We start from the raw sequence: 18,449 nt of genomic DNA, 5'->3' as shown, positions 1-18,449 counted from the left end.
GAGGGACGGTTCACCATGGGGCGCCCGCTCTCGCAGGCGAGCCCTCGGCGCCGACTCGGCGCGAGGGCTCGGACGCGCCTCAGAACGAGGCCCGAATGCCGCCGAACACGCTGCGGCCCACGCCGGGATAGAAGGCGACCGGGTTGGACGAGGGCGCGAGCGCGAGGACGGAGATATCCGAGATATAGCGCTCGTCGGTGAGGTTGCGGGCGTCCACGAACAGCGAGACGCCGTTGGCGAAGTCGATGCCGGTCTGGACGTTGAACAGGGCGTAGCCCGGAACCTTCAGTGTGTTCTCGTGATCCACGAAGGCGCCGCCGGGCACCCAATCGATCGAGGGCGTGACGTGGAACCCGCTCGGATGGGTGTAGCCGAGGACGGTGCGCAGCACGTCCTGCGGGATGCCGGCGATGCGGCCGTTGCGGTAGACTGGGTCGTTCACGAAGCGGAAGTCGTTGTGCGTCCAGATCTGCGTGAGGCGTAAGCCGTCGCCGATGCCGGTGAGATCACGGGAGAGGTCATAACCGAATGCCGCCTCGATGCCCTGATGGCGCGTCCGCGGCGCGTTGAAGGTCGCCGCCGGCACGTTCGCCGCGCTGCCTGCAGCCGTGTTGAAGTTGATCAGCGTGTCGCGCACCTCGGCCCGGTAGAGGGTCACGTCCCAGGTCCAGCGGTCGAGGCTTCCGCGGGTGCCGGCCTCGTAGGTCCAGGCGCGCTGCGCCCGCAGCGGCACGAAGGTCGTGCCCAACGTGTTCATCTGCGCGAGGTCGGAAAAGTCCGGCACGTCGCGAGAGCGGGTGGCGTCGGCGAAGACCTGCACGGTGGGCAGCGGCTGCCACAGCAGGCCGACCTTGGGGTTCACGCCCTCGTAGGTCACGTTGGCGTAGCGCACGGTCGGATTCTGCGGGAAACCGCCCTTGTTGCTGAAGGTGCGGTTCGAGGAGAAGGCCTTGGCCCCGGTCATCAGCGCCATGTCGGGCAGGAACCAGAACCGGTTCTCGGCATAGGCCTCGTAGTTCGAGGCGCTCTGCACCGCCCGCAGCGTCTGCGGCCCGCGCAGGCCGGACTTGTTCTCGTATTGCCGCGCGTCGTTGATCCCGGCGAAGGCCCGCAGGCCGACGAGCAGGTCGTTGCGGTAGCCCGCGATGTCGAAGGTGCCGGACCAGTGGGGCGAGACGCCGTAGGTCCAGCCGTCCTGATCGATCACCTGGAAGATCGGGTGGTAGAGGTTCTTGTGGATCGCCCAGGTATCGATGTCGAGGCGGCCGACCTCGAGTTCGAACGAGGTGCGGTTGGCGATCCGCTCCGCCTGCACTTTTCGCGATTGGTTGCCGCTGACCGCGTTCGGATTCGCCACGCCTGGATTCGTCAGCGCGGCGTCGAGGTTCAGCGTGCCGGGCAGCTTCTGGTCGGTGTCGTAGCGGCCGACGTAGAACCGCGTCTCGATCCCCGGCGCGATGCGGTAGCCGACATTCGCGTTGAAGTTCTGCGTGCGCTGGGTCTCGTGAACGCGGAAGCCGTCCGAGTTCGTGAGCGTGCCCGAGATCAGGAAGTCCGCCGGCCCCGAAATCCGCGAAAACTGGAAGCTCTCGCGGAACGTGTTGAAGCTGCCGGCCTCGAAGCGGAGGATGTTGGGCGCGAGCGCCGTATAGGCGGTCGGGGTCACGAAGTTGACCGCCCCGCCCAGCGTGGTCGCGCCGAAGCTCAGCGCGTTGCCGCCCTTGAACACCTCGATCGAACGCAAGCCCAGCGGGTCGATCTGGTAGAAGTCGCCGCTGCCGTCGGCGAGGTTGAGCGGGATGCCGTCCTGCAGCAGCTCGATGCCGCGCACGTGGAAGCCGCGGGCGATGCCCGAGCCGCGGATCGACAGCCGCATCTCCTGGCCGTAGCGGGTCTGCACGAACACGCCGGGCACGTCCTTCAGCACGTCGCGGACGGTGTTGGCATAGGTGTTCTGGTAGGCGGCGGCATCGACGAAGGCGACCGAGCCGACGGTGGACTTCACCGCCGCCTCCTGGGCCGCGACGCTTGGCACGGTCAGCGAGCCGGCGGTCTCGCGCCGTCCGGGGCCGGATGCACCGGCAACGCTGATCTCGTCGAGCGTGGTCGTGGGGCCGGGCGGGGCTCTCATGCTGCCCGGCGGGGCTTGGGCCAGGGCGGGTGAAACGGTCGTCAGGCAGGCGAGCAGGAGCAGGGCGGCCCGCGGCGCGCCCCGTTGGAAGGAAGTCATGGTGGGAAGGGTCCGTGGTCTGATGGATCGGGAAGGGGCGATCGATCAGGCGACGGGGGGCGCTCGGACGCGGGGTCGGGTTCCCGGCGGCGCGCGGGGGGAGGCCGTGACTTCGGGGCGCCACGAGACCCGGTGGTGTTGCGGGGCTGGCCATACGACGGCGGTGGCGGCCGTCGGGGGAAGCACCGGGGCGGCGACCGCGTGGGCGGCGGGGCAGCAGGGCAGGTGGGCGTGGGCCGGGTGCTTCGACGATCCGTCGGCATCCCCGGCCTCGGGGGAGCAGAGGATGTGCGCGGGCCCGAAGCCGCCGACGAAGGCGGCCTGTCCCAGAAGCGCCTGCAAGGCGAGCGCGTAGAGCGCGGCCACGGCGATGACCGCGCGGCACGCGGTCCATCCGGGCAGGCGCCTTCGCATCGGGCCAGCTATGGTCAAGCTTGGCCGGGCGTCAATGCGAACGAGCGCAGCAGCGGCGCGATTTCAGTCTCCGGCGACGGCGCGTCAGCTGTCGCGCCCGCCCGCGACCAGCCGGTGCAGTTGCTTGAGGGCGAGGGGATGGCCCGCCTCAAGGTCGAGCGGGCCGGCAAAGCCCCCGTCGCGGTCCATCATGTAGACCATCAGGCTGTGCTCGATGGTGGTGCCGCCCTCCGTCAGCGGCACCCGCTTCACCTCGGCGCGGAAGGCGCGCGTCACCCGCTCGATGTCGTGCGGGCTGCCGGTCAGGCCGGTGATCCGGTCGCTGAACGAGGCCATGTATTCGCGCATCACCGCGGGCGTGTCGCGCTCGGGATCGACGGTGACGTAGTAGGCCTGGATGTCGCTGCCTTGCTTTGCGTTCTCTTGGGCGAAGGCGTCGAGCAGGTTGCCGAGGTCCGCCAACGTCGTCGGGCAGACGTTGGGGCACTGGGTGAAGCCGAAGAACACGAGGTAGGGCTTGCCGAGGAGCGTGCGCGAATCGAGCACGCCGCCCTTCGAGGATTCGAGCCGGAACGACCCGCCGATCACCGAGATCGGCGGAGGCTTCGGGCCGGACGGCAGGAATGCCACCGTCGTCCCGACGATGGCGGCGAGCCCGAGGGCGAAGACGGCCAGGATCAGGCCGCCGCCCCGCCGCGGCGCCGGCCCGCCCGGGTCAGTGGGCATGGTCGTGTCCCTTGTCCGAGCCCTTGTCGGAGCCCTTGGCCGCGATGCCCTCCACGACGAACTCCACCGGCACCGTGCCGGCCCGCTCGAAGGTGAGGGTGCCGGTCAGCCGCACGCCCTTCTTGAACGGCTGCTTCAGGTCGAGGAACATCAGGTGGTTGCCGCTCGGCGCGAGCGTTACGGTCGCGCCCGGCGCGATCTCCAGGCCGTTGGGGAGCGGGGCCATCCGCATCACCCCGCCCTCGCTCGACATGGAATGCAGCTCGGCCCGGCCCGCTGCGGTGACGCTCGCGCCGGTGAGGCGGTCGGGGTTGGTGCCCGTATTCGTGACGCTGAGATAGCCCGCCGCGACCTTGGCCCCGCCCGGCGTGGCGCGGGACCAGGGATGGTCGATCTTGAGCGGGCCCGCCTTATAGTCGTGGGCCGAGAGCGGGCCCGCCGACAGGACGGTGAGGGCGAGCGCGAGGGTGGCAAGGCGCATGATCGGTCTCCGGTCGGGGCGCTCCGGGCGTCGGCCGCGGGGCGTGGAGGCATCGGGGAAGATAGGGAGGTTTTTGGGAATGGGCGGGGCGAACGGCGTCGCACGCCGCGCTCCCGCTTAGTGATGGTGGGCGTGGCTGCCGGCCTCGGGCACCGCCGCGCCGGGGCCTTGTTGGGTCGGGCCTTGGGCGCCGATGGGAGCCACCGCAAAAGTCACCGGCACGGAGCCGGCCCGCTCGAAGGTGAGGGTGCCGGACACCGTCTCGCCGGCCCGCAGGCCGTCGGTGAGATCGAGGAACATCAGGTGCAGCCCGCCGGGCTTGAGCGCGACGGTTCCGCCGGGGGCGATGGGCAGGCCCCCCTCGACGGGGGCCATCTTCATGACGCCGTTCTCGGTCGACATCGAATGAATCTCGCCGCGCCCGGCGCGGGCGAGGGTGGCGCCGGTCAGCCGGTCCGGTTCGGAGCCGGTGTTGCGCACGGTCACATAGCCGCCCGCGACCTTGGCCCCGCCCGGCGTGGCGCGCAGCCACGGCGTCTCGATCGCGAGCGCAGCAGCCTTGGCCTCGGTCTCGGCCTTGACGGGCGCCGGGGCCGCAGCCTTAGCCGCGACGATCCGCACCGCGGGGGCCGGGCTCTTGAGGGCGCGGGTGTCCTGGCCCTGCGCCGGCACCTCGCTCCAGTGATAGCCGCCCTCGCTGCAATCCTGCTCGACGGGGAAGTAGATCGTCGCGCCGGGCGCGAAGTCGTCCGAGACGCGGGCCAGGAAGGTGAACTCGTCGACCTGATCGTCGGGCAGGCTGCCGCCGCTCCACGTGATCGTGGTGACGCCCTCGGTGACCGTGCCGTGGAAGGACGGGTAGGGCTTGGCATAGGCCGAGCGCGTGGTGGCCAGCGTCCAGCCGGGCTTAGGCATCGGCTTCGCCCCGGTCACGCCCTCGGGGATCGTGACGCTGATCCGGGTGGTCGGCCGGCCGTCGCAGCCGTGCATGATTTGGACGACGCCGCGATAGGCGGCGTTCGGCGAGGCCTCCTTGCGCTCCAGCACGGCGTGCGCCGAGGCGGCGGAGGCGAGGAGCGGCAGAACGACGAGGGCGGCCGGCAGGGCGGCGCGCGGGCGGGCATGGGGCATGCGGGCGTAGGGCATGGCGGAATCCGAAAGGCTGATGGCGAAGGTCGCTCGCGGCCCTCACGGGAGGAGAGGGCGCGGCGGCGCGATCCCGCAACGGCCGTCGTGGGGGCGGCCGACGGGCGGGTGGGCTCAGGTGAGCGGCGGCGCGCGGGCGCTGGCGATCAGGAAGGGCGGGGCGCGGGCGGCGAGACGCGGACGGCCCGGCCAGCCGGGCGCCGCCGCGTCCGGCGCGCTCCAGGCTGGCGCACGCGCCAGCACGGGCGGTGGGGCAGCAGAGGGGGCGTGGCCGGCGGCCGTACAGCAGGCGGCGTGAAGCTGCGTCGGGGCGGGCTTGTCTTCGGGCGCCGCCTCGGCCGGGGCGACGCAGAGGAAGCCGGGGGCACCCGCCACCGGCAGGGCCGCGATGCCGCCGAGCAACGCCTGGAGCACCAGCGCGTAGAGCGCGACGACGGCCGTGAACCCGCGCAGGCGGCGCGGCGCACGCCCGGTCCGGTCGCGGTGGTTCGTCGGCATGATTCGAGGCGTAGAACAGCCGCGCGCAGGCCGCCAGCGGAATCACGTCGCAGATCGCACTGCCTTCACCCGTGACTCTCGCGCCCCACCGGCGCGGTCACGTGCGCCACGGCACCAGGAGCGCCACAATATGGCCCGGAACGGCATGGCTTCTTAATGCTAAGACCCCGACAACGGCGGCACGAGGACTTGGCGGGACTGTCGTCCCCGCCGGCCCCACCGAACCGCACCTTCATCCAGAGCCCCGGATCGATGCTGAAGACCGCGCGCCTCACCCGCTCCCTCGCCTTCGCCCTGGCGGCGACAACGCTCATGGCCGGGCCGGCGCTCGCCCGCGAGCCGGGCTTCGCCCAGGCCGAGTGGGCGCAAGACTACTCCTCGCCCTCGACCATGCAGGTCACCCGCTCCTCGACGCCGATCCTGTCGCCGCAGACCATCGCGTCGACCGAGGCGATGGTCGAGAAGTACCGCTCCATCGTCGCCCGCGGCGGCTGGCAGGCGGTCTCGGGCGCGGCGGCCTTGCGCGTCGGCTCCCGCGGCCCTGCGGTCGCCGCCGTGCGCCAGCGCCTGATCGTGACCGGCGACCTCGACGCGAATGCCGGCGGCGCGGGCGTCTACGATTCCTACGTCTCGGCGGGCGTGAAGCGCTTCCAGGCCCGCCACGGCCTGTCGCAGACCGGCCAGATGAGCCCGGCGACCCAGGCCGCGATGAACGTGCCCGCCGACATTCGCCTGCGCCAGCTCGAGACCAACGTGATCCGCCTGCGCTCCTATGCGGGCGATCTCGGCCGGCGCTTCGTCATCACCAACATCCCGGCCGCTCTGGTGCAGACGGTCGAGAACGGACAGGTCGTGACGCTGCACGCCGCGGGGGTGGGCAAGATCGACCGCCAGTCGCCGATCATGAATACCAAGGCGGTGGAGATCAATTTCAACCCGACCTGGACGGTCCCGGCTTCCATCGTGAAGAAGGACCTCATCCCGAAGATGCAGAAGGATCCGAACTACCTCACGGACAACAAGATCCGCATCCTCTCGGGCGGCCAGGAGATCTCGCCGCGCCAGGTCAACTGGAACTCGGACGAGGGCACCCGCTACACCTACCGCCAGGATTCAGGCGCCGACTTCAACTCGATGGGCGTGGTGCGCATCAACATCCCGAACCCCTACGGCGTGTTCATGCACGACACCAATTCCCGCGGCGTGTTCGGCGACGACTTCCGCTTCATCTCCTCGGGCTGCGTCCGCCTGCAGAACGTGCGCGAATACATCACGTGGCTCCTGAAGGAGACGCCCGGCTGGGACCGCGCCGCGGTCGAGCGCGCGGTGGAAGGCGGCCAGCGCATCGACGCGCGCCTCGCCCAGCCCGTGCCGGTCTACTGGACCTACATCACCGCCTGGGCGACCCCGGAGGGCACGGTCCAGTTCCGCGACGACATCTACAAGCGCGACGGCGTCAACGTGCCCTCGACGCTGGAGGCGCCGACCCCGGTCGCCAGCGCCGCCGCGACCCAACCCGAGACCTTCGAGCCGGGCGACGAGTAAGCCGCCCCTCGCCACAGCGACGGCCTTGCGCCCCCGGGTCCGACGGACCCGGGGGCTTTTTCGTGCCGCCGTGCTGCCCGTCGGTGTGGCTCTTCCGGCACGCAGCGCCCGAAACCGGCGATGCGCCCTCGCGGCCGCACTTCGACGGCAGCCCTCTGCGACCGCCTGCCGCAGGTTTCTGTCCCAGTTCGGGACGATGCGTGCCGGTAAGCAGGAATTCGACAACGTCCCGATTCGCTGGCCGCCACGCCAGCGATCCGGTGGCGCGCCGTCCTGCCGAGGTGGCACCGTCGCCGCCTGTATCGAATACGAACAATTTCAGTAAACGCTTCGGAAACCATGGTTTCCGGTTGGAGAAACCGGGACGGATCGACCGTGCAAAGGTCGGTTAAGTCTTGGGTGGAATGGTGCGCGCCGACATTGGACGGCGCGAAGCCGATCAAGCGCCTTCGGGGGACGTGAGCCAGATGACCGAGTACAAGCTGAGCCGGGCGGCGGATCGGTTGATCGGCGGTGACGAGGACGATGTCTTCAGCGGCGCCGGCTCTCTCAATACCCTCGGCGGCACGGACGTCATCAGCGGCGGGCGCGGCACCGACACCCTTCGCTTCATCGACATCACGACCTCCCTGTTCTCCCTCGGCTCCGACCGCTTGGCCGGCCTCTCCTCGGTCGAGCGGATCGATCTGTCCGGCGTCAACGGCAACATCAGCATGGCCCTCGACGCCGCGGCGATCGGTCAGGCCGACGGCGGGCAACTCACCGTGGCGTTCGGCCAGAACGCGATGACGTTCGGCATCTCCTCGATGGATGCCGGCGACAGCGTGGTCCTGGCCGGCACCGGGCAGGTCACCCTGCGCAACTTCGACGGTCAGCGCATCCAGATCGCCGACGGGTTCGATGGGCGCGTCACCGGGGCCTCGTCCGACGATGTCTTCACCGGCGGCAGCGGCAACGACACGCTCAAGGGCGGCGCCGGGCGCGACACCCTGGCGGGCGGCGCGGGCAACGACGTGCTCGACGGCGGCGACGGCGTCGATTTCCTCGTCTCCGGGAGCGGCAACGATACCGTCATGGGCGGCACCGGCGCCGACATCTTCCGCGTCGGGCCCGGCTCGACCACGATCACGGATTTCGACGTCGGCTTCCATCTCGAGCGCATCGACCTGCGCGGGGTCGCCTCGGCCACCGATTTCTCGAAGCTGACGGTGACGGACAGCGATGCCGGCGCGCTCGTGGCGATCGCCGACACCTCGGTGCTGCTCAAGGGCGTCAAGGCCGATCAGGTGAGCGCCGGCAACTTCATCTACAGCGGCCAGACCGACACCAACGTCATCTCGGTCGCCGCCGGCACCGCGCAGTCGGTCATCCAGCGCCTCATCAACGAGTCGCCCCCCGGCACCACGATCAAGCTCGAAGCCGGCGTGTTCGAGTTCGACACCACGCTGCAGATCCGCCGCACCGGCATCACCCTCGAAGGTGCGGGCAGCGACCAGACCATCATCCGCTCGCTGATCCCGGACGCGAAGGCCGCCCCGACCATCCTGGTCCAGGGCTCGCTGCCCGAATACAAGTTCGCCGACTTCACCGAGACCGCCCTCAAGGGCTCCAAGACGGTCACGCTGACCACGACCGCGAATCTTAAGGTCGGCGACGTGCTCTACGTCGCCCAGGAGAATGACGCGGCCTTCTTCGCCGAGACCGGCAACACCGGGGTCCACATCCCGGATCCGTCGGACCCGGAGAGCGCGGGCCCGCTGCGCGAGATGCTGTCGCGGGTCGTCTCCATCGACGGCAACACCGTCACCCTGGCCGAACCGCTGCCCTACACCTTCGAGGGCGGCAAGGGCTGGGCCGGCAAGCCCGCCCTGCTGCGGGACGTCACCGTCGGCGGCTTCCGCATCGAGACCAACCTGCCGACCCCGGACTCGACGAACTTCAACAACACCCGCGAGGCCTGGACCAACGTCGCGACGGTCTTCTTCAAGAGCGTGGCCGACAGCACGATCCACGACGTCTCGGCGATCAACAACAACTCCAGCGCGTTCGTCTTCAGCCGCGCCTACAACATCACCGCCGACCATCTCACCGCGCTCGGCAGCCACAACAAGGGCACCGGCGGAAACGGCTACGCCTTCGTTCTGGAGGAGGCGTTCGCCAGCAATCTGACCCATCTCACCGACAAGGATATGCGCCACAGCGTGCTGTTCTCGACGTGGAATGCGGAGCACTACAACAATATCCAGGTGGATTTCACCAATCGCGACATCAATTTTCATGGCAGTCCTGACAGTGAGAACACGGTCCTGGTCGATCGCTCCGAGGGGTATTACCTGCCCGGTCGCGCGAGCTGGCCGACGGTCGGACCGGGCGGTTTCGGGAGCCCCAACAGCACCATCGAGGCCAATGACGTCCGCTTCCGCTACCTGCGCTCGACCGAGAAGGACGAGATCGTCCACGCTGCGCTGACCGGCGGCGACATCGACACCGCGGGCGGCGACGACATCATCTACGGCGCCCGCAGCGCCGACCTGCTCTCGGGCGGCGACGGCAACGACCTGATCTGGGGCGACCGCGGCAACGACCGGCTCAACGGCGGTCGCGGCGCCGACATCCTCAGGGGCGGCGCCAACGACGACGTGCTGTCGGGCGACGACGGCGCCGACCTCCTCGACGGCGAGGCCGGCATCGACACGCTCTTCGGCGGGGCGGGCAACGACCTCCTCCGGCTCGGGGCGGGCGACACCGGCACCGGCGGCGCGGGCGCCGATACCTTCGCGATCACCGGCAACGCCACGATCGCGGACTTTTCCGTCGCCGATCCGCTGGAGAAGATCGACCTGCGCGGGATCAAGGCCGCCACCGGCTTCACCACGCTCGGGATCACCCAGGTCGGCGCGGATGCCTCGGTCGTCGTGGGCGGGGTCACGATCCTGCTGAAGAACGTCAAGGCGAGCACGCTGACGGCCGACGACTTCGTCTTCGTCGGCGACCGGAACGCGACCCTCGCCGAGATGCACACCAAGATGCCGAACGTGCGCCCGGCGCTCGATTCGGTGGAGTATATTGGCACCGCGGGCAACGACCTGATCGAGACCACGGCGGTCCAGATCACCACCACGGCCCGGGTCTTCGGCAATGCCGGCACCGACACGCTGCGGGTCGTCTCCGACAAGATCGGCATGGACGCGGCGACCTTCGCCCGGATGTCCTCGATCGAGATCGTCGACGTGTCCACGGCGACCGGGACGATCGATCTGGAGATCGGCGCGGGCGGCGTCGCCCAGGCCAACGGCCTGCTGACGATCTACGGCGGCGCCGACGACATCGGCCTCGACACCTCGGCGGTCGGCAAGGCCGGCAAGGTGGTGGTCGAGACCTTCGGCACGGTGAACCTGCGGCGCAACGTCGAGAACGTGGTGACGGTCTCCGACCGGGTCGAGGGCAAGGTCGTCGGCGACAGCGGGCGCGACACGATCTTCGGCGGCGCGCGGGCCGACAAGCTGTCGGGCGGCCTCGACGACGACCTGATCCGCGGCGGTCTCGGCAACGACACCCTCGACGGCGGGGCGGGCGACGACATCCTCGACGGCGGCCTCGGCAAGGACGTGCTGATCGGCGGCGAGGGCGACGACACCCTGCGGATCGAAGGCGGCGACATCGCCACCGGCGGAACCGGCTCCGACGTGTTCGTCATCGGCGGCAACGCCACCATCACGGATTACGCGGCGGCCGACGGCTACGAGAAGATCGACCTGCGCGGCATCAAGGAGGCGACGAGCTTCTCCGCGCTCGCCTTCCGCCAGAGCGGCGCCGACCTGCGGGTCGTCGTGGGCGGCGTCACCGTCATCCTCAAGAACACCAGCCGGTCGGCGATCAACGCGGACGACTTCATCTTCGTCGGCTCGACCGAGACGACGCTGTCCGATCTGCACAACAAGAAGGCGATCGGCACGCTGACCAGCAAGGCCGACAAGCTCGCCGGCACCGCGGGCGACGACATCTTCGAGAGCACCGCGCTCGGCCTCACCGGGGCGGACATGGTCACGGGCGGGGCCGGCACCGACACGCTGCGCTTCATCTCCGGCCGGGTGTCGCAGACGGACGCCTCGCTCGGGCGCCTGTCCTCGGTGGAGATCATCGACGTCACCTCGACGAGCGGCACCGCCTCGTTCCAGGTCGGCGCGGCGGCGGTGGGGCAGGCCGACGGCGACCGGCTGACGCTGTTCGGCGGGACGAAGGACCTGTTCCTCGACACCTCGGCGGTCGGCAAGGCCGGCACCGTGGTGACCGAGACCTACGGCACGGTGACCCTGCGCACCTCCGTGGACAACGCCGTGACGGTCTCGGACAAGGTCGGCGGCCGGGTGATCGGCGGCGAGCGGCGCGACACCATCACCGGCGGCGCCCAGGCCGACGTGCTGACGGGCGCGGGCGGCGACGACCGCATCGTCGGCGGCGCAGGCAACGACACCCTCGACGGCGGGGCGGGCGACGACATCCTCGACGGCGGCCTCGGCAAGGACGTGCTGACCGGCGGCGACGGCAACGACACCCTCCTGCTCGCGGGCGGCGACACCGCCACCGGCGGGGCGGGCTCCGACGTGTTCGTCATCGGCGGCAGCGCCGTCATCACCGACTTCTCGGTCACCGACGGCTACGAGAAGATCGACCTGCGCGGCATCAAGGCGGCGACGAGCTTCTCCGCGCTGAGCCTCAAGCAGGTCGGCGCCGACCTCCAGGTCAAGGTCGGCACCACCACGTTCTTCCTCAAGAACACCAGCCAGTCCAAGATCGCCGCGGACGATTTCATCTTCTTCGGTTCGACCGAGTCGACGCTGGCCGGGCTGCACAGCCGCCCGGTGATCGGCACGCTGACCAGCGGGGCCGACAAGCTCGTCGGCACCGCGGGCGACGACTTCTTCGAGAGCACCGCGCTCGGCCTCACCACGGCGGACAACGTCACGGGCGGGGCCGGCACCGACACGCTGCGCTTCATCTCCGGCCGGGTGTCGCAGACGGACGCCAACCTCGCACGCCTGTCGTCGGTGGAGATCATCGACGTGACGCAGACGAGCGGCACCGCCTCGTTCCAGATCGGCGCGGCGGCGGTGGGGCAGGCGGACGGCGACCGGCTGACGCTGTTCGGCGGGATGAAGGACTTCTTCCTCGACACCTCGGCGGTCGGCACCGCCGGCACCGTGGTGGTCGAGACCTACGGCACGGTCACCCTGCGTCCGGTCGTGAACAACGCCGTGACGGTCTCGGACAAGGTCGAGGGCAAGGTCGTCGGCGGCGGCCGGGTCGATCTCATCACCGGCGGCGCCAAGGCCGATTCGCTGACCGGCGGCGAGGGCAACGACGTGCTCGACGGCAAGGGCGGTGCCGACCTGCTCGTCGGCGGCCGCCACGACGACACCTACTACGTCGACAACGCCCGCGACCGGGTGGTCGAACTGAAGATGGAAGGCAAGGACACCCTCATCGCCAGCGTGAGCTACACCCTGGCCGCCGGCCAGGAGATCGAGACTCTGCAACTGGCGGCGGGGCGGACCAAGCTCGCGCTCACCGGCAACGAGTTCGCCCAGACCCTGGTCGGCAATGCGGGCGTCAACATCCTCGACGGCAAGCTCGGTCACGACGTGCTCACCGGCGGGGCGGGGGCCGACACCTTCGTGTTCTCGACTCAGCCCGGCAGCACCAACCTCGACCACATCACCGACTTCGCCGTCGAGGACACGATTCAGCTCGCCAAGAGCGTCTTCGCGGCGCTGGCGCCGGGCAAGCTCCTCGATGGCGCGTTCAAGGATCTCGCGGTGGCCGGGGCCAAGCTCGATGCCGACGACCGCATCGTCTACGACCACGACACCGGTGTGCTCGCCTACGACGCGGACGGCTCGGGCAAGGGGGCGGCGGTGACCTTCGCCATCCTCGACAACAAGGCCCTCCTGACCCACGCCGACTTCCTCGTCGCGTGAGGTCGCGCACCCCGCGCGGGTTCGCCCGCGCGGGAATGGATTAAACGCGAGGGCACCCGCGTTAACTCGACATGGTGCCAGATCGCATGCGCTCGAAACGCCCCGAAATCGTCGATCTCCTCGTGCCGCTGCGGCGCTACGCCCGCTCGCTCACGCGGGACGCGGTCAAGGCGGACGACCTCGTCCACGACACCCTGGTGCGTGCGCTGGAATCCCGTGCCAACCTGCGGCCGGACACCAACCTGCGCACCTGGATGATGACGGTGCTGCACAACGTCTTCATCGACGAGCAGCGCCGCAAGCGGGTCGAGGCCCGCCACGCCGACGTGCTGGTCCAGCTCTCCGACGACGTCGCGCCGCCCGCCCAGGAGGGCCAGGTGCGGCTGATGCAGATTCGCAAGGCCTTCGAGGGCCTGCCCGAGGAGCAGCGCGCCGCGCTCCACCTCGTGACCCTGGAGGGCATGGCCTACGCCGACGCGGCCGATGTGCTTGGCATCCCGATCGGCACGCTGATGTCGCGGCTCGGCCGTGGGCGTGCGGCGCTCCGCGCCTTCGAGGAGGGCAGCCGCAAGTCTCGCGGCTCGGCCGCCTCGTCGGACGACCCCGCCGAGCGAGGACGACCGCATCTGCGTATCGTCGGCCGGGAAAGCGCCGCCTGATCCGGCGTTACCCGAAGGTTGGACACGAACAGCGCGCTCCCCGAGCGAGGGGGGCGCAGGAAGAGGCATCGGGCCAGAAGGCCGACAGGCTTGGCTGGCGGAAAGGACATCGGAGTGGGCTGATGGTCGACCCGATCACGCAAACCGATCTCATCGCCTACGTCGATGGCGAACTCGACCCGATGCGCCGCGTCGAGGTCGAGGCGCATCTCGCGCGCCATCCCGAGGACGCCGTCCTGGTGATGGCGGACCTACGGGATCGCGACGCCCTGCGCGAGGCCTTCTCGCTGCCCACCGCGCAACCGACGATCGGTGGTCCGGAGCGGCTGCGCTCGGGCGCCCGCCGCATCGACCGCGCCCTGGCATGGCAGCGGGTCGGCAACCGCCTGCGCCGGGCCGCCGCCATCGTCGTGCTCGTCGGCGCCGGCTGGCTGGCGCATACCGAGATCGGCACCTTTGGCGTGCCGAACTCCATCGCCTCGCCGATCGACCCGGCGCTCGCTGAGGAGGCGCAGCAGGCGCGTCAGGCGGTGCAGATCCGTGCCCGCGCGACCTCGCAGCGGGCGACCCTCGCCTACGACGAGGCCGATCTCGAGGCCGCTACCGGCGTCGATCTGCCGGAGATGCCGAACGGCTGGGTCGTGCGCGACGTGCAGATCTTCCCCGGCCGCCACGGCACCGGCGTCGAGATCGAGATCGAGGCCAAGGATCTCGGCGAACTGTCGCTGTTCGCCAAGCGCAGCGGCGGCGCGGTCGTCCCCGAGGGCAGCGAGCCCGTGACCCGCTCCGGCGACGGCGCCACCGCCTATTGGCGCAACGGCCACACCGCCTACGCGCTCAGCGGCTCGCGCGACGAGCCCGGCCTGTACGCCGCCGCCGCCCGCCTCGCCTCCCTCCGTCACTGACGTCCCTTCGCCGCTGACCCGAACCGAGCCCCGTTCCGGATTTCCAGATCCGGAGCGGGGATTTCCGTTGGGGCCGATCACGGTCGCGGGAGCGCCTCTACCCTTCGGCCGGTGCACGCATTATTCAATTTGCGTCCGCCACAGCCTCGGGTCCATGCGCCTCCTCGGCTTCCTCGCCCTTGCCCTCGCCGGCCTCTACGGCGCCGCCGTTCTGTCGCTCGCCCTGGGGCAGCGGCGATTGATCTATCCGGGCGCCTGGATGGAGCGCCCCCCCGCCGAGGCGGTCGCCGGGACCGAGGCGATCACCCTGCGCACCGCCGACGGCGAGAGCCTGCACGCGCTCTGGCGCGCGCCGCAGCCGGGCTGCGGCGTCGTCGTCAGCTTCCACGGCAACGCCTCCGTGCCCGAGCCGCATGCGGAGCGTTTTTCGGAAGGGGTGTGGCGGCAGGGCGGCTGGGGTATCCTGGCCCCGTCCTATCGCGGCTATCCGGGCTCGACCGGCAGCCCGACCGAGGACGGCCTGATCCGCGACGGCGTCGCGGCCTATGTCGCCGCCGCCGAGCGGGCGCCGGGCGCGCCGATCCTGCTGCACGGCCATTCGCTGGGCGCCGCCATCGCGGTGGCCGTGGCCGAGCGGGCGCCGCATCTCGGGCTCTATCTCGAAGCGCCGTTCGACTCGATGAGCCATCTCGTGGCCTTGCGGTTCCCGTTCGTGCCGAGCCGCTGGCTGCTCGCCGACACCTACCGCTCGGACCGGCGCATCGCCGGCCGCACCGAGCCGGTGCTGATCGTCCAGGGCACGCACGATCCGGTGGTGCCGGCCAAGCTCGCCGTGCGCCTCGCCTCGGCTGCCGGCCCGCAGGCGCAACTCCACCTGATCCCCGGCGATCACGTCTCGATCATGGGCGAGGCCGACACTGCGGCCGAAGCCCTGTTTCGCGGCCGGCTGAAGAGCCGCTGCGGCGCGGTGCCGGCCCAGGCGGCGGCACCCTGACTAGCCACAGGCTCAGAGACGGCGCCGCGTCCATCGCCCAGAGCGCCATGCGGTCGGTCATGTCGTGCGAGGACAGCGGTGTCGGCGATGAACCGGGCGAGGGCCGCCATACCCCGCGGGGTCAGGCCGAAGCGGCGGCGGGGATCGTCCCCGACGCGCTCCGTTTCGGTTCAAGCGGCACGTCGTCCCGCCGGTGGTGCCGAGAAAGGCCCACCCGTCGAGGACATCCGAACCTGCCTACGCGTTCTTGCGGCCGCGATGATCCGGATCGACGCCGCCTTCCGGGGTGGTCTCGTTCTCCACGTCGCCCTCGAAGGTCGAGTCGGCCTCGATCTGCCCCGGATCGGTCCCCGTCAGGCCTTTGGACTGGCCGATGCCGGGATTGCCCTTCAGGTCGGCGTCGGTCGGCGTATCGGTCTTGAGGTGCTTCGACATCGTGGTCTCCTTCGCGTGAGACCGGGCAACCTCGCCCCGCGGATGCCGTTCCGGGCACAGTTGTCGCGCCAGCGACCATCACAGGACGGCGGAGAGCACCTCGTCGAGGGTCACGGTGCGCCCGGCCTCGCGGGAGAGCCGCAGCAGGGTCGATTGGCGAAAGCGCGGGTCGGCGGTGACCTCGCGGCCGAGCCAGTCGGGGGCGGCGTAGGCCTGGGCCTCGTGCTCCAACTCGACCTCGGCCAGGATCATGCCGTCGAGGGCGCCGTTGTAGACGTCGACCTCCCAGACCAGCCCGCCATGGAGCACCCGGTGGCGGGTCTTCTCGATCAGGCAGGTGTCGCAGACGAGGCGCAGCATCGCCTCCCCGTCCGCCCGCGGAATCTCGTACTCGAATTCCGGCCGCCCGAGGCCCTGGCGCTCGCCCTTGACGGTGAGGAAGGCGCGCTCGTCGTCGAGCCGCACCGGCACCTTCCCGTTCTCGAACTGCCCGACGAGCCCGTCGGTCAGCCGCTGCCGGCCGATGACGCCCGCCTTCCAGCCGTCGTGGACGACCAAGAACTTCCGCTCGATCTCGAAACGCATCACGACAGGAAAGCTGGACGACGGAGCAGGCCCGCCTCCTTCAGCGGAACCCGACTAGGACAAAACCGGATTGTACGCCATCCAACCCTGAGCGCGCGGCGGATGCGGCGCGCGCGGGGCTCGGACGCGCCCTCGGCGCCCGAGCGCTCCTTCAGCGCCAGAACGGCTTGGCATCGACCAGTTCGGCATGCGCCTCCGCGGCCTCGTCGAGCAGCGTCCGCTCCCGCACCTCGACGTCGGCGGCCGCCATGCCGGCGGCGAACAGCGTCGAGGCGCCGGCCGCGATCCCGGCCTCCTCGACCACCTCCGCGCGCACCACCTCGTGGGCGGTGGCGATGTCGTTGAGCGCGCCGAGTTGGTCCTGCAGGCCCGACAGCGCTTTAACGAAGGCGGCGTGGCGCCGGCCCGCCTTGCGGCCGGAATAGAGACTCGCGAAGAACTCCGCACCGTAGCGCAGCTTCTTGGCGGCGATGCGGACCCGGTGGCGCTCCTCGGGGCTGAGCCGGTCGAGGCGGCGCCCGCGCTTCTTCACCTGTCGACGGCGGCGGTCGAGTTCGCGCTCGGCGAAATCGACCGCCGGCTCGTCGCGGCGCACCGGCCGGTCGCCGCGCGCATCCCGCAGCCACGGCCCGGCATTGATCCAGCCGATCAGGTCGAGCACCAGCGAGCGCCACGCCTCGGAGGCGAGCAGGACTTCGACCTCGGCATAGGCCTTGGTGCGCGCCTCCTCCAATTGCCGCTCCAGGCCGAGCAGGCCGACCTCGTCGGGATGGCGCTCGCGCTCGGCCGGCAGGGTGGTGGCGAGGAAGACATCGAGGTTGCGCGCCCGGCCGAGCGGCTCGGTCATCCGCTTCAACTCGGCCCGCAGCCGCTCGCCCTGCGCGTCCTCGACGAGGTCGCCGAACAGCGAGAAGGCCGAGCGAAGGCGCCGGATCGCCACCCGCATCTGGTGCAGCGCGCCCGCATCCCGCCGTTCCAGCAGCACCGCCTCGTTGAGCCGCATGTGGCGTAGGCAAGCGTGCGCAATCGCCCGAAAGGCGTCCGCCGCGTTCGCTCCCTCCCGCAGCGGCACGGCTTCCGCCTTGACCCGCTCCGGCTTGCCCTCGGTGAGCGCGTAGCCGCGCTCCGCCTTGGTCCGCACCCCGAGCCGCACCGGCACCAGGGCGGCCACCGCATGGGCCAGGGCGAACAGGTCGCTGGCCGCGCCGTCCTTCAATTCCAGCTCGATCTCGCAGATCGTGGCGATCCGGTCGCCGGCCGTGGGCGCAACGATCCGGCCGGTGTCGAGGGCGACCTCCACCGTCGAGCTGCCCTGTCGCACGAGGTATGTCTTGCGCGTCACCGCGGTGGTGAAGAGCGGCGCGAGCTTGGCGTCCCGGTCGAGGATGTCGGGAAGCGGCGTGTCGGCGAGCACGGTGAGATCGGGCTCCGGGCCTTCGATCGCCTGTTCCCATTCGGGCCGGGCGAACAGGCCGTCGCCCTCGGCCTTCAGGGTCTGGATAGTGCGCTCGCCGATCCGGCGCACCCGCAGGCCGAGGCCCGCCGCCCGCAAGGCCCGATCCGGCGTGTCGTAATAGACCGAGGCGAGTTCCGCCTCGCCATGCTCGGACACCTCCCGCAGGAGCGGATGCTCCTGCAGCATGGCGAGGTCGGAGGGCTCGCATTCCAGCTTCAGCTCGATCTCCCGCGGCTCGCTCATCCGGTCCGTCCCGATCCCTGCTTCTTTCGTCTCGGCCGCGGCGCGGCCGTTCATTGAGACCGGACAACGCGGCAGGACGCGGTTGGATCGGCCGAGGCGGTGCCCGCACGGTCCCGATCGCCCGAGATCGTCGCGAAAATTGCCGAACGGCTCC

General features: G+C 70.5%; 14 protein-coding genes. 5 read left to right on the top strand and 9 right to left on the bottom strand.

Going from position 1 to position 18,449, the window contains the following annotated elements; all coding sequences use genetic code 11:
- Positions 1-79: 79 nt before the first annotated feature.
- The 6 genes from ASG52_RS09940 to ASG52_RS09915 all read right to left on the bottom strand — a co-directional run bounded on the left by ASG52_RS09940 (position 80) and on the right by ASG52_RS09915 (position 5,495).
- Positions 80-2,230 carry a TonB-dependent receptor family protein gene (locus ASG52_RS09940; protein WP_056242435.1) on the bottom strand — a complete coding sequence of 717 codons (2,151 nt, stop codon included), beginning with the start codon at positions 2,228-2,230 and terminating at the stop codon, positions 80-82.
- Between the two features lie 45 nt (positions 2,231-2,275).
- Positions 2,276-2,644, bottom strand: a complete 369-nt coding sequence (locus tag ASG52_RS26220) for a hypothetical protein (protein WP_082552482.1) — start codon at positions 2,642-2,644, stop codon at positions 2,276-2,278.
- 84 nt (positions 2,645-2,728) lie between these two features.
- Positions 2,729-3,370: an SCO family protein gene (locus ASG52_RS09930; protein WP_056242429.1), complete on the bottom strand. Its 642-nt coding sequence runs from the start codon at positions 3,368-3,370 to the stop codon at positions 2,729-2,731.
- The gene (locus ASG52_RS09925; RefSeq protein WP_056242426.1) at positions 3,360-3,851 is read right to left on the bottom strand and encodes a copper chaperone PCu(A)C; all 492 of its coding nucleotides are present in this window, start codon (positions 3,849-3,851) and stop codon (positions 3,360-3,362) included. The genes ASG52_RS09930 and ASG52_RS09925 overlap by 11 nt, the downstream gene beginning before the upstream one ends.
- Before the next feature lie 117 nt (positions 3,852-3,968).
- A complete protein-coding gene (locus tag ASG52_RS09920; RefSeq protein ID WP_286159006.1) occupies positions 3,969-4,997 on the bottom strand; it encodes a DUF1775 domain-containing protein in 1,029 nt (342 codons plus the stop codon).
- A 114-nt stretch (positions 4,998-5,111) separates the two neighbouring features.
- Positions 5,112-5,495 carry a hypothetical protein gene (locus ASG52_RS09915; protein WP_056242422.1) on the bottom strand — a complete coding sequence of 128 codons (384 nt, stop codon included), beginning with the start codon at positions 5,493-5,495 and terminating at the stop codon, positions 5,112-5,114.
- A 252-nt stretch (positions 5,496-5,747) separates the two neighbouring features.
- On the opposite strand from ASG52_RS09915, the gene ASG52_RS09910 reads away from it, so the two are divergent.
- The 5 genes from ASG52_RS09910 (at position 5,748) to ASG52_RS09890 (ending at position 15,576) form a co-directional block, all read left to right on the top strand.
- Positions 5,748-7,040 (top strand): L,D-transpeptidase family protein, encoded by a 1,293-nt coding sequence (locus tag ASG52_RS09910; RefSeq protein WP_056242418.1) that lies wholly within the window; start codon positions 5,748-5,750, stop codon positions 7,038-7,040.
- Positions 7,041-7,507: 467 nt separating this feature from the next.
- Positions 7,508-13,018, top strand: coding sequence for a calcium-binding protein (locus ASG52_RS27075; protein WP_162249990.1), 5,511 nt, complete (start codon positions 7,508-7,510; stop codon positions 13,016-13,018).
- Between the two features lie 86 nt (positions 13,019-13,104).
- Positions 13,105-13,677, top strand: coding sequence for a sigma-70 family RNA polymerase sigma factor (locus ASG52_RS09900; protein WP_056242414.1), 573 nt, complete (start codon positions 13,105-13,107; stop codon positions 13,675-13,677).
- 122 nt (positions 13,678-13,799) lie between these two features.
- Positions 13,800-14,582 (top strand): anti-sigma factor family protein, encoded by a 783-nt coding sequence (locus ASG52_RS09895; protein WP_056242412.1) that lies wholly within the window; start codon positions 13,800-13,802, stop codon positions 14,580-14,582.
- Positions 14,583-14,736: 154 nt separating this feature from the next.
- A complete protein-coding gene (locus tag ASG52_RS09890; RefSeq protein ID WP_056242411.1) occupies positions 14,737-15,576 on the top strand; it encodes an alpha/beta hydrolase in 840 nt (279 codons plus the stop codon).
- A 237-nt stretch (positions 15,577-15,813) separates the two neighbouring features.
- On the opposite strand, the gene ASG52_RS09885 is transcribed toward ASG52_RS09890, so the two are convergent.
- The 3 genes from ASG52_RS09885 to ASG52_RS09875 all read right to left on the bottom strand — a co-directional run bounded on the left by ASG52_RS09885 (position 15,814) and on the right by ASG52_RS09875 (position 18,295).
- The gene (locus ASG52_RS09885; protein WP_056242408.1) at positions 15,814-16,011 is read right to left on the bottom strand and encodes a hypothetical protein; all 198 of its coding nucleotides are present in this window, start codon (positions 16,009-16,011) and stop codon (positions 15,814-15,816) included.
- A gap of 78 nt (positions 16,012-16,089) precedes the next feature.
- The gene (locus ASG52_RS09880) at positions 16,090-16,596 is read right to left on the bottom strand and encodes a CYTH domain-containing protein (protein WP_056242402.1); all 507 of its coding nucleotides are present in this window, start codon (positions 16,594-16,596) and stop codon (positions 16,090-16,092) included.
- A 151-nt stretch (positions 16,597-16,747) separates the two neighbouring features.
- Positions 16,748-18,295: a CYTH and CHAD domain-containing protein gene (locus tag ASG52_RS09875; RefSeq protein WP_056242468.1), complete on the bottom strand. Its 1,548-nt coding sequence runs from the start codon at positions 18,293-18,295 to the stop codon at positions 16,748-16,750.
- Between the last annotated feature and the right edge of the window lie 154 nt (positions 18,296-18,449).

This window comes from Methylobacterium sp. Leaf456 (assembly GCF_001425465.1).
GTDB lineage: Bacteria > Pseudomonadota > Alphaproteobacteria > Rhizobiales > Beijerinckiaceae > Methylobacterium.
This window is presented reverse-complemented; position numbering and strand designations above follow the sequence as displayed.